Source organism: Bacillus sp. BB081 (assembly GCF_008368895.1).
Taxonomy (GTDB): Bacteria; Bacillota; Bacilli; order Bacillales; family Bacillaceae_G; genus Bacillus_A; species Bacillus_A wiedmannii.
In genome coordinates this window covers 17,630-29,460 of the sequence record NZ_QOZX01000052.1, presented here as the reverse complement: position 1 = coordinate 29,460, position 11,831 = coordinate 17,630, and the positions used below count along the sequence as shown (strand labels likewise).

At 33.0% G+C, this 11,831-nt stretch carries 14 protein-coding genes and 2 pseudogenes; 6 read left to right on the top strand and 10 right to left on the bottom strand.

Annotation, left to right across the window (positions count from 1 at the left end):
* Window positions 1-212: 212 nt before the first annotated feature.
* Window positions 213-323: a YjcZ family sporulation protein gene (locus tag DN394_RS21165; RefSeq protein ID WP_000540371.1), complete on the top strand. Its 111-nt coding sequence runs from the start codon at window positions 213-215 to the stop codon at window positions 321-323.
* Between the two features lie 153 nt (window positions 324-476).
* Here DN394_RS21165 and DN394_RS21160 read toward each other — a convergent pair whose 3' ends face one another.
* Window positions 477-1,601 carry an HD-GYP domain-containing protein gene (locus tag DN394_RS21160; RefSeq protein WP_149294211.1) on the bottom strand — a complete coding sequence of 375 codons (1,125 nt, stop codon included), beginning with the start codon at window positions 1,599-1,601 and terminating at the stop codon, window positions 477-479.
* A gap of 121 nt (window positions 1,602-1,722) precedes the next feature.
* Between DN394_RS21160 and DN394_RS21155 the strand changes: the two genes are divergently transcribed.
* Window positions 1,723-1,914, top strand: coding sequence for a hypothetical protein (locus tag DN394_RS21155; protein WP_149294210.1), 192 nt, complete (start codon window positions 1,723-1,725; stop codon window positions 1,912-1,914).
* 515 nt (window positions 1,915-2,429) lie between these two features.
* Here DN394_RS21155 and DN394_RS21145 read toward each other — a convergent pair.
* The 6 genes and pseudogenes from DN394_RS21145 to DN394_RS21125 form a co-directional block, all read right to left on the bottom strand.
* Window positions 2,430-2,567 (bottom strand): Phr family secreted Rap phosphatase inhibitor, encoded by a 138-nt coding sequence (locus DN394_RS21145; RefSeq protein WP_149294208.1) that lies wholly within the window; start codon window positions 2,565-2,567, stop codon window positions 2,430-2,432.
* Complete coding sequence (locus DN394_RS21140; protein WP_149294207.1) at window positions 2,564-3,673, bottom strand: response regulator aspartate phosphatase; 1,110 nt, start codon at window positions 3,671-3,673, stop codon at window positions 2,564-2,566. Before DN394_RS21140 ends, DN394_RS21145 begins: the two co-directional genes overlap by 4 nt.
* A 215-nt stretch (window positions 3,674-3,888) precedes the next feature.
* Window positions 3,889-4,026: pseudogene (locus DN394_RS29855) on the bottom strand (WXG100 family type VII secretion target); the annotation flags it as partial.
* Between the two features lie 200 nt (window positions 4,027-4,226).
* Complete coding sequence (locus DN394_RS21135) at window positions 4,227-4,508, bottom strand: hypothetical protein (RefSeq protein WP_149294206.1); 282 nt, start codon at window positions 4,506-4,508, stop codon at window positions 4,227-4,229.
* Between the two features lie 399 nt (window positions 4,509-4,907).
* Window positions 4,908-5,006 (bottom strand): annotated as a pseudogene (locus DN394_RS21130) (alpha-L-glutamate ligase); the annotation flags it as partial.
* A 145-nt stretch (window positions 5,007-5,151) separates the two neighbouring features.
* Complete coding sequence (locus tag DN394_RS21125) at window positions 5,152-5,541, bottom strand: hypothetical protein (RefSeq protein ID WP_149294205.1); 390 nt, start codon at window positions 5,539-5,541, stop codon at window positions 5,152-5,154.
* 292 nt (window positions 5,542-5,833) lie between these two features.
* On the opposite strand from DN394_RS21125, the gene DN394_RS21120 reads away from it, so the two are divergent.
* Window positions 5,834-6,385, top strand: a complete 552-nt coding sequence (locus tag DN394_RS21120; protein ID WP_149294204.1) for a DUF4352 domain-containing protein — start codon at window positions 5,834-5,836, stop codon at window positions 6,383-6,385.
* Window positions 6,386-6,505: 120 nt separating this feature from the next.
* Here DN394_RS21120 and DN394_RS21115 read toward each other — a convergent pair whose 3' ends face one another.
* Window positions 6,506-6,688: a DAK2 domain-containing protein gene (locus tag DN394_RS21115; RefSeq protein WP_149294203.1), complete on the bottom strand. Its 183-nt coding sequence runs from the start codon at window positions 6,686-6,688 to the stop codon at window positions 6,506-6,508.
* A 178-nt stretch (window positions 6,689-6,866) separates the two neighbouring features.
* Window positions 6,867-7,373 (bottom strand): RrF2 family transcriptional regulator, encoded by a 507-nt coding sequence (locus DN394_RS21110; RefSeq protein WP_149294202.1) that lies wholly within the window; start codon window positions 7,371-7,373, stop codon window positions 6,867-6,869.
* 210 nt (window positions 7,374-7,583) lie between these two features.
* Between DN394_RS21110 and DN394_RS21105 the strand changes: the two genes are divergently transcribed.
* Entirely contained in the window at window positions 7,584-8,225 is a 642-nt protein-coding gene (locus tag DN394_RS21105) for an FMN-dependent NADH-azoreductase (protein ID WP_046957157.1), read from the top strand.
* Window positions 8,226-8,299: 74 nt separating this feature from the next.
* Here the strand turns inward: DN394_RS21105 and dhaK are convergent, their stop codons facing one another.
* Entirely contained in the window at window positions 8,300-10,051 is a 1,752-nt protein-coding gene (gene dhaK / locus DN394_RS21100) for a dihydroxyacetone kinase subunit DhaK (RefSeq protein WP_149294201.1), read from the bottom strand.
* Between the two features lie 178 nt (window positions 10,052-10,229).
* Between dhaK and dhaS the strand changes: the two genes are divergently transcribed.
* Together dhaS and dhaQ are read left to right on the top strand one after the other, a co-directional pair.
* Window positions 10,230-10,796, top strand: a complete 567-nt coding sequence (gene dhaS / locus DN394_RS21090; RefSeq protein WP_149294200.1) for a dihydroxyacetone kinase transcriptional activator DhaS — start codon at window positions 10,230-10,232, stop codon at window positions 10,794-10,796.
* A 19-nt stretch (window positions 10,797-10,815) separates the two neighbouring features.
* Window positions 10,816-11,814 (top strand): DhaKLM operon coactivator DhaQ, encoded by a 999-nt coding sequence (dhaQ, locus tag DN394_RS21085; RefSeq protein ID WP_149294199.1) that lies wholly within the window; start codon window positions 10,816-10,818, stop codon window positions 11,812-11,814.
* Window positions 11,815-11,831 lie beyond the last annotated feature (17 nt).

The window sequence follows — 11,831 nt, the reverse complement described above, 5'->3', positions numbered from 1 at the left end:
TATGTAACAATGCATAATAAATCAATCAGATATTATGATATACTCACAAAGAACTGATACAAAATTTCTTTAGATTGGAAAACTAAAGTCTTATCTACCTAAAAGGACGGCTGCCTCAATTCATTCTTTAAAACATAAAGTAAAGTGAACCCATTAAAATCCATGGAATGAACCCTAGTTTTACCCTTTTATCTAAAGGAGGCACTATTGTTATGGGATATGGTGGTAGTTGCGGCGAAGGCTGCGGTTTCGCTGGAGGATTTGCTTTATTAGTTGTATTATTTATTCTATTAATCATTATCGGATGCAGTTGTTTCTGCTAACAAACTATTAGAAAAGGTACCTATATATAGGTACCTTTTCTTTATGTGCCTTATTCATTATCTAGTTCCAAACTTTTATCATGATTGGATTCGGGTTTTTCATTTTTCGCATTCATCATACCTCAAATATGAATCGATTTCAGACATGAGCTTTTAACTAAAAGAATTTGGGACCATTTTTTCCCACAAAGGAAATACCTTTTTGAAAACCTCTACTATAGAAGGATCAAATTGTGTACCAGATCCTTCTATAATACGTCTATAAGCTTCTTCAGGAGATAGAGCCGAACGATATGCTCTTGAAGAAGTCATTGCATCGAATGCATCAGCTATTGCAACAATTCTTGCGCATAATGGTATTTGATTTCCTTTTAGTCTTTGAGGATAGCCCTTTCCATCCCATCTTTCATGATGAGAAAGAATTATGTCTTCATTACCTTTTATTAAAGATATATTTTTAAAAACTTCTAACCCTAATTGTGGGTGTGTCTTAATAATATTATATTCTTCTTCTGTAAGAGAAGATGCTTTTTTTAAAACTTCATCAGGAATACCTATTTTCCCTATATCATGTAATAAACAAATAAAATGAAATTGTTTTAAAGAATTATCATCATATTCATTTGTTTCTTTAGCAAGAATAGTAGCATAATTGGCTACACGTTCACTATGCCCTTTCGTATATTGATCCTTTAATTCCATTATCCTCATTATCGATAAAGCTGTTTCTTTCATTTGTTTTTCATAGGATGCTTTAATTTTTTGTACTAAAAATTTTAATGAAAGAAATACAAAAAATGACGTAACAAAAATTGTTAGAAACAATAATATTAATGATATTGGATAGTTAATTTCAAAATAATAAATAGCAATTAAAAATCTACATATCATACAAATAGATACCGATAGAAGATAATGAATACTTAAAAATAAAGGTGCAGAAATTACTAAGAAGCACTCTAAATAAGGAATATGTAAAGAAGCACCTGGATTACGTATAAACATAAGATCGTATGCCAAAAGATAAATAATACTAACGCCAAGAAAAATATATTTTGTAAACATTTGTTTATTCATTTTTTGTAAACACTTATTACATAAAAAAAATGAAGTGAAAATAAATAAAAATACGAGTTCAAATAAAAGCTTCTGTAGTGTAAAATCCTTTCTAAGAATAAAATGTTGATAAATATTATCAAACAAAAGAGTACTACAGGGAATAAATAGAAACATGGTTATCGGTTCTTTCGTTTCAATATTTTTAATCCCTTTAATCATTTTACACACCGCCAAACCTTTTTAATAAAAAAATAATTTCATATATATTATTAATAATATCCAAGAATGGATAATAGTGCAAAAAATACACTTTCTCATAGCCTATAAATGGGGTACCGCCATGATAGGAATGTATAAAAAGATAAATAGGGTTATAGAAAAAGAAAAAGAAAAAGGCGAATTCCTTTTGAAATTAGGAATTCGCCTTTTTCTTGCTACCGATAACGAATTTTATGTAAATAAAACATATGCAGAAACTTCACGTACAATAGCTTCACCAATTCTTTTAGAAGCTCAAACAAAAACTCCATAGGTATATCACCCTTACAATATACAGTTAATTCTATTCTTTCATATTAGTACAATCTCACCAATATAAAAAAAGGCTCCATTGCTGGAGCACTCAAAAATAAAATAAGTAAATGAATTAAAACAAATAACAGACAATTTAACTATATAGATTAAACATGAATAAATCTATATATATGTAATATTTCATATTAAAGCTTGTTTATTGAGCTATAATAGGCTTACTCGATGATTGTTATATTTTTTTATGGTTTTTAAGCAATATAATACCTTCTTAACACCAAGTGTACAAGTAAAAGAAGAGGCAAGTCCGAAGAAGGCACCTTTGGGTGTCTTTTCTTTTAGGGAAAGGAATAAATTTTACCAGGATATATATGAAAATAAGTCATCTGATTATAAAATAAAAAACGCTCATTTGAGCGTTTCATCTATATACCTAATAATTACTTTTTCTTCACTGATAACTTTTCTTCAGTAATAATCCCTTGATCCAACAACTCTTTATACTTCAATATTCCATCAGCCCCACGGCTCTCCATGCGTATATTGTATAACGTTTGTTGTATTAACCTTTGATTGGTCTATTGGAGTATTTACTCCATTTAATAGTATGACCGTAATTATTAATCCAATTGAACTGCTTATGATTCTTTTCATTTTAAAGCCCCTTTCTGAAAACCTTTTTCTTTTTCTTTATATCCTAAATAGAAGTATTCACTAGATTTTATTGAATTTCCTTCTTCATGATATTTAACCGCTAACTTTTCAGCATATTCCTGGACATATTGCCATAAACCTACTTCATTAAAGAAAGAAATTCCTTTAGAAATAGCTAACTCTAATTCTTCAGCAGAAACATTCTCATTCATTCCCTTTAGAATGGTAAAATGATGTTCATATTCTTTTTGTTCTAGTTCATTACAGATTACTAATCCTTTTTCAATTAAAGAGGCTGCAAGCTTTGTTTTTCCTAACTTTAAATTCTCTCTAGCTTCCAAAAAAATCGCTCTAAAGTGATTCGGGATTTTTTGTGATACTTCTGATAAATAACGAATTGCTAAATCAGATAGGTTTTGCTCTGCATACATAACTCCTAAACTATGTCGAACTCGTAACATTAGCTCTTCTTCATTCTGCTTTTTCAAGATATCCAGAGACGACATAAAATAAACTTCTGCCTGCTCAAATTCATTTAGCTTTACACATGCTAACCCCAGAACATTGTCACATGCTGCGACCTTCCTACTATACCCGTACAGCCCTTCAAATATATTTCTTGCTCTAGTTGCATATTGAATAACTAAAATAGGCTGGCAAACATGATAATAGTAGCTAGATAGCTTAAAGTTAAATTCTGCTTTTTCGATTGGATCCTGAATATTTTCCAACAAAGATTCTGCTATTCCATAATGCTTTTCAGCCACTTTAAAATCACCGTTTACCGTAGCATGAGAAGCCTTAAAGAAATGGTAATAATATAATAAAGATTCATCTGATGGCGCTTCATCTAACTTCATTTTTCTTAGATCATTCTTAGATATGTCAGATTGATGGGGATAAAACTCTGCACTCAACATTTTAAATCTAAAATCTAAAAGTGAATAAAACTCTGTATTCTTTTGATCTTCTTCCATACTATTAACTTTTGTATCAATACTTTGTTTTAATTCCTTTGCCTTAACGAAATTCTGTGAACGAATTTCTCGATACCAATCCTGTAAAAGTAAAGTGATTTCTTCCTTTTTTATTACGTGTACACTCATATAGCCCCTTCTCCTTTGTCTATAGATTACTAACATAATAACAAAAATCAGCTGATAAAACTTTTAATTTTCTGAATATTACTGTTTCAAAAAATTTCTCAATACAATTTCACCATTTTAGCTCTTTAAACTTAAAATTTTTTCTGTTCCTTATTCATTTCTATATAAAAAATAACACATTATTATTGATAATGATGAAATATGAAAGTCTATCCCTTCATAAGTTTTATATTCATAGGATTAAATTCTGCCGCATAGCTCGAATCAGAAAGTGTTTTCCAAAATTCTTCTCTACAATCGTCAAAAGATTTGAATTCTCTTCCTACTAATTTTTCTCGAACTTCTTGCGGAATACCCGTTGGTTTTTACCCTTTACTAAGGCCTCGTCCTAAACTGATTATTACACGGTTCACTTGACTACAATCTGCCTCTATCTCATCAAACTCAAGTAACTTTCTCCACATAAACACATGGACTCAACAAATCACTTCTAAAATTTATAAAAAGAAAAACCTTTTATTTTAGTTAAAAGGTCTTTCCTTAAATATATTTATTAAAATTTATATTTTTTGACTGTATAAGGAATAGTTACAATGTATAAATCTATAGCATAGATTGTAACCCAAATACCTTTACCTTCAGCCGCTAGCTTTTCATTTAATTGTGATAAATGTTCTGAAACTTTTCTTTTACCCCATTTTCTAGGAAACCATTGCAAAACCTTAGGAACATTATGTTTTTTGTTATACCATACGTTTAATCTCCAAAAAATCAAGAAAAACGAGACAATCACTACAGTACAAAAAATATCAAAATATGAAATTCCTAAAATCATATAATATATTCTCCATTTCCATTAAAGCTCAGATAATTTTTTTCTTATATAAAATCAGAGAAAGGATAGCAACCTCCCACCCTCACAATATACAGTTATATGCAGATTATCACACAATTCTATTAGAGGAAATATCATCGGATAAGTCCTTTTATAAGCCGTTTTTTTAATTTAGATGCCATTATTCTCAATACAATAGAAGCGATTATTGAAATATATATAGGCATAAGAAGATCCCCCCTAGTTTAAGCTAGAGGGGATCTTCTTATGCCTATTTCAAACTACTCACAATCTCCGCAAATATCACTTCAAACGCATGCACACCTGCATCTGGATATCCTAAACTTGGTCATATGACCACGATTACTTTAACAAAGGTTTTCACTAGAACCTTCTATACTATTTAACTGACTCTACTTGTTTTTCTAATTCAATTCCAAGGAATTTAGCAAGCTCAAGCATACCAAATTGATTCGCTACAGACTCTGCGTCAGAATTGCAAATAAACAAGGAACCTATTAGTCGGTTCCTTGTTTATTTAGCTAAAGCAGACTCCTTTGGAAAACTCAAATAAAAGTTAAATCAACTCCTATTTAACTTTTCCCTTCAGATATATGACAGTAAAGAATACATCATCACGGTGTCAGCAAGCAAAAGTGTATTCTGCATTTCTGAAAACAGTAGATGGCAGATTGTGACCTGCTGAATCTGCTAAGAAAGAATATACAAGAACATCCTTAACATCATCTTTATTTCCACTAATAATAACATCAAGAAAATCTTCTATTTGGAATTCTGGAGTAAATAACACAATCTTAGTTGTTCTGTTTGGTTCTAAAGAAACAAAAGTACGAGAGATTTCAACTAATTCATTTTGAGTTGGGAAAGAAGTGTTTGGACTTCTCTTAACAGTTACCGTTACATTACTAGTATGGCAGCGTGAATCATTGTTTAACATAATGTTGAGAGCAGCTGGAATAATCCCATTTTCAGAAACTGGAACTCGAAACACTCCAGTAGATTTATGAGCCATATAATCACATCCTTTCAAAATAAAATATATTTACAATATATTAGATGCAAGAAACGTTCGTTTTGATAGGGACAAATTATATGATTAATATATCTATAATAACCCTCGGTATTACTAAGACAATGATTTAAAAGATTAACAAATATCGTGAGACCCAATCGAATGTATATTAAAAGTAAAAAGAATAAGGTGTCTAAAAGATTCCCTATTTCGAGCCAATAATGAGACATTATGTTAATCTTATATGTATAGTTGCAGAAAATTGAAAAACTTAAGGAGACAGATCAATTTTATGAGAAAATCATTCATATTACTTACTTTAATTCTAGTATTAGTCAGTGTTACGGCTGCTTGCACACAAGATAAAAAAGATAGTGCCGTTGAAAATGGTCCAATAGAAGAACCAACCGCAAAAAATGAAAATGAAGAATTAATAAATTTTGAAGAAAAAGAAGATATGAGCCGCTTGGAACAAGGTATTTTATTAGTTGGTGAGAGTGTTAAGGGAGGCTATTACTTGAGCGCCGTTCAAAGTGCATATTTAAATGATAGCAACGATTCTATAGTTGTTAATGTCTCTGTAAAAAATGTACGAGGTCAAATGATTGGACTATCAGAATTAAAATATAACTTAAAAGATGAAAAAGACGGAAAAACCTATGAAGGAAAGGTGCTTGATCAAAACCCTTCTGATATACAAGTTAAACCAAATGAAACGGTAGAATTAAAAATAGCTTTTGAAGTACCAAGTACCGCAGATGAATATATGTTTTATATTGAAAGCTCTTTAGATCCTCTAGGAGCACGCTGGAAAATCGATAAGTTGCAATCACAAAAAAACTAAGTCTAACATACAATTTGATTGAAGAAATCTCTCAAATAAGCAAAAAGTACCGAAAGAAGTCTTCTACATATCAACTATATAAAAGTCCCTCCGACTTAAGACAGAGGGACTTTCTCATTCCTATTTCAAACTACCCGAAATCTCCGTAAAGATAACCCCAAGTGCATGTGCACCTGCATCTGGATAGCCTAAGCTTCTTTCACCAACTGTACCGGCGCGGTCCATGCGAACTACGATTTCTTTCGTATACTCTGCTCCTTTTTCAAAGATAATTTTCACTATATTTAAAATATATAAACACATAAATCCATTTACTTTTTACGAAAATAAAATTGTGTTGTTTAGAATTTTAATGTTAATCAATTTGAAACTTTATGAGTTAATTAAATGTGATATTGAAAGAAGAAATTTATGATGAAGTACTCACATAATGGAATTAATGTTAAAAAACAAAAAACTCTAACTAATTCGTCATGGCGATTTAGTTAGAGTTTTTTTGTTTGAAGTATTCACGAGTATCTACCCTTGTCTTTTCAGGTAAAACAATGTCAAGTTCTTTATCTAACCATGCAAGAGTCTTTTTACGGAGAAACTCACGCATGTGTTCTTCTGCTTCGAGCATTACTAAGTTAATTGTACAAGAAGAATTGCTAGGCTCACAAGAATTACAAGCGTCGTCTCGATATAGTAGACCATTCTGTACAATATTTTTACATTGAAAAATAGGTTTTGGACCTTCGACGGCTTCTATTACATCCCAAAAAGAAATATCTTCTGGAGACTTAGCTAACCTGTATCCTCCCTTTACACCTGGGACAGAATTCACAATGTCAGCTTTAGATAATTTACCGAAAACTTTTGAAAGAAATGTTTCAGAAAGTCCTTGAAACTCTGCCAAATCTTTTATTCCAACACTTTCCTTGGAAGGAATATTAATTAAATAAACTAGGCAATGCAAGGCATATTCAACCCCAACACTATATTGCATATACAAATCACCTGCTTTTTATTTTAAGGGTTATCAAATTGTATCTTAGGACCATTTAGAATTTTAGTCAAATAAAAAAAGGCTCTTTTAGAATAGTATGTATTTCATTTGACAAAAATAATTTCAGAGTTTATATTAAAGACCATATTAATCGACGATTAATTTAGTCGACAATTAAAACGTAAAAACTTTTAAAAAGGGGAAATACAAATGAACAAAACACTTATCATAAACGCACATCCAAAAGTGGATGATACATCATCAATCAGCATTAAGGTTCTTAACCACTTTTTAGAATCTTATAAAGAATTAATTCCTAATAATGAAACGATTGAACAAATTAATTTATACGATGATGTTGTACCAATGATTGATAAAACTGTTTTAAGCGCATGGGAAAAGCAAGGAAATGGACAGAAGTTAACTGATGAAGAACAAAAGGTAACAGAACGGATGTCCGAAATTTTACAACAATTTAAAAGTGCAAATACGTATGTTATCGTATTACCTTTGCATAATTTTAATATTCCATCAAAGTTAAAAGATTACATGGACAATATCATGATTGCACGTGAAACATTTAAATATACTGAAACTGGATCAGTTGGACTACTTAAAGACGGAAGAAGAATGCTTGTTATACAAGCAAGTGGAGGAATCTATACAAATGATGATTGGTATACAGAAGTGGAATACTCTCATAAATATTTAAAAGCAATGTTTAATTTCCTTGGTATTGAAGATTATCAAATTGTTCGTCCACAAGGCACAGCAGTACTAGATCCAAATGAAGTATTACAAAATGCATATAAAGAAGTTGAAGAGGCGGCTTCTAGATTGGCTAACAAATAATTTTTCCCACTGGAAGAATGATGGTTATAAATAAAAACCCCCTCCACCACAAGGCAGAGGGGATCTTCTCATTCCTATTTCAAACTACCCGCAATCTCCGTAAAGATAACCCCAAGTGCATGTGCACCTGCATCTGGATAGCCTAAGCTTCTTTCACCAACTGTACCGGCGCGGCCCATGCGAGCTACGATTTCTTTCGTATACTCTGCTCCTTTAACCGCTGCTTCTGCTCCTTTTTCAAAGGCAGTTTTCATGTCTTCTTCGTTTGAAGCGCTAGCTAACCAAGAGTCTACACATGGAGCAAGTGCGTCAACAAGTGTTTTATCACCAACTACTGCTCCTCTGCCGAACGATCTTTCACCGATAGATTGTATACCTTGCAGTGCTGCTTGTAACATTTCAGCGAATTCTTTCACTGTTAACTCACGCTTCTCACCTGCTGCTTTACTAGCTGCGCGGAATGCTCCGCCCCAAATTGGACCAGATGCGCCGCCGCAATGTTCCATAATAATCATCGAACAACCATCAAGGAATGACCCGATCGTTACGTTCTCTTGATCTACAATAGAATGCCACTCACGTTTTAATTGCTTAAATCCTTTTGCTACACTCATTCCGAAGTCGCCGTCACCAGCATGTGTGTCTAACTCACAGAACGGCACTTCGTTTTTAATAATAACGTCGCTCATTTTATCAACGAGATAGATCATGTTGTTTAATGTAATGACATTATTTTTAATAACAGTGTGCTCTTCCGCTGTTTCTATTTCAAAGGAAACTTCCTTCTCTTCTGCTCCTTCAAGCACATTCACGTACTCAACATTTTCAACTGGCCCATCTACTTTAAACGCTGGTGTATTACACTCTTTCGATAGTAATGTTTTTAACTCATCATCTAATTTCATTACTGTTAAAGACATACCAGCCATATCGATACTCGTCATATAGTTACCAACGAATACTCTATTAATTTTAATGTTTCTAGCAGCTAATTCTCGCGTAACTGCGTTGTTAAATAAGTAAAGTTCTTGCAGTGGAGTTCCGCCAAAACCGTTAACTAGAAGCGCAATTTCTTCGCCATCTTTTACTCCTAAATCTTTTACAAGATCATTTGTCATACGGTTCGCTAGTTCATCTGCTGACAACATTTTTTCACGTTTAATTCCTGGTTCGCCGTGAATACCTACGCCGTATTCCATTTCATCTTCCGCAAGTGTGAAAGTAGGTGATCCGCTCGCCGGAACAGTACAAGAAGTTAACGCTAAACCAATTGTACGCACGTTAGCCGCTGCTTTTTCTGCGACAGCTTTCACCGCTCCTAAATCCATACCTGCTTCCGCTGCTGCGCCGGCAACTTTATGAACGAGAATAACGCCCGCAACGCCGCGTCGTCCTACTGTATATAGACTATCTTCTACCGCAATATCATCGTCCACTTTTACGTAGTCAACTTCAATTCCATCTTCAGTCGCTAAATGCGCACCATTTTTGAAATTCATAATATCGCCGCTGTAGTTTTTAATAATTAATAACGTACCTTTTTTACTCGCTGTCTCTTTAATCGCTTGATATACCTGAATTTGTGAAGGCGAAGCAAACACATCTCCGCACACTGCCGCATCTAACATTCCTTTTCCGACTAACCCTGCATGCGCTGGCTCATGACCACTACCGCCGCCACTAATTAACGTTACTTTGTTTTCGTTCATTTCTTTCTTCTTAATCACTTTATATTTTTTCAAAAGCTCAAGCTCTGGGTGCGCCATAACCATTCCGTTACACATTTCCATTACTAATGTTTCTGGTTTATTTATAATCTTTTTCATTGTGATTCTCCCTCAATTCCTTTAATATATTGTGATATATTTGAAATCTTCTTCTTACTATCCATGTTAAAATGAAAGCGTTTTATAGTAAACGGACAAAATGGACAATCTGTCTAAAGACACCGCTCTCATTTGTAGGTAGGATTTTCATATTACTAACATTCTAGGGATGATTCAGATGACCTCTTCTATAATTTCTAAAAAGATAATCGCGAATTCATTGAAGTATTTAATGGAAACAGAGTCGTTTCATAAAATATCAGTGAGCGATATTATGTTACACTGTCAAATGCGTAGGCAAACTTTTTATTATCATTTTAAAGATAAATTTGAGCTATTAAGCTGGATTTATAGAGAAGAAACGAAAGAGAACATTATCGACTTTCTCGACTATGAAACGTGGGAAAACATTTTCGATTTATTATTTGATTACTTTTATGAAAATCAAAAATTTTACCGAAATGCTTTTAAAGTCATTGAACAAAACTCGTTTAATCACTATTTATTTGAGCATACGAAAAACTTATATATGAAAATTATTGATGAATTATCTGTGAGCTGTGGATTCAGCCTTTCTGATGCGACGAAAAATACGATTGCTTCTTTTTATAGTCACGGCTTCGTTGGAACGATAAAAGATTGGATTGAAAGCAAATGCGAAGTAGATCCGTCCATTATGTCTTCTCTCATGAAAAATATGATAAACAATCAATTACTACTATTACTGGAGCAATCAGCAAAGTAATTAAAGGGTGGCAAAAGCAATGAAAAAGATTATGAATGATGTAGAAAATATCGTTCAAGATATGCTGCATGGCTTTTATTTTGAACATAACGACAAAGTAAATTACGACGAAACTAATAACATCATTTATGTAAAAGATATCGAAAAACTGCAGCAAAACGTTGTCATTATAAGCGGCGGTGGTAGCGGACATGAACCTGCTGATATTGGTTATGTAGGAAAAGGAATGCTTACGGCTGCAGTAAACGGCAGCATCTTCACTCCGCCTACAGTAGAACAAATCGTAATGGCAACTCGCCTCATACCAAAAGATAAAAGTATACTATTCATCATCAAAAACTTTAAAGATGACGTAGCAAACTTTTTAGCGGCGAAGCAAATTGCAAAAGAAGATGGAAGAATAATTGACCATATCATCGTAAATGACGACGTTTCAATTGAAGATGATGCTTCGTTTAATAAAAGAAGACGTGGCGTCGCTGGTACTGTTTTCGTTCAAAAAATACTCGGTGCGGCCGCTCTTGAAGGCCATTCTTTAGAAGAATTAACAATGCTTGGGCAATCTGTCATCAAAAACTTACACACATTAGGAGTTGCACTTTCACCTGCAAATGATCCCATGCAGGGAAAAGCTTCGTTCTCATTAAACGACGATGAAGTCTTTTATGGCGTTGGTATCCATGGCGAAAAAGGTTATCGTAAAGAAGCACTATCTTCTTCTGAAATATTAGCGATTGAACTGATGAACAAACTAAAAAGCATTTACCGCTGGAGAAAAGGCGACAACTTCGCTATTCTCATTAATGGACTCGGTGCAACTCCATTAATGGAGCAATACATTTTCGCAAATGATATTCGCCGTTTATGTGAGCTGGAAGACTTACATATTACATTCGTAAAAGTTGGTACACTGCTAACTTCTTTAGATATGAAAGGTGTTTCGCTCAGTTTGCTTAAAGTGAAGGATTTGGATTGGGTGAAGTGGTTGAAGGAAAATACGGAAACTGCTAGTTGGTAATACAAATAAAAATAGGA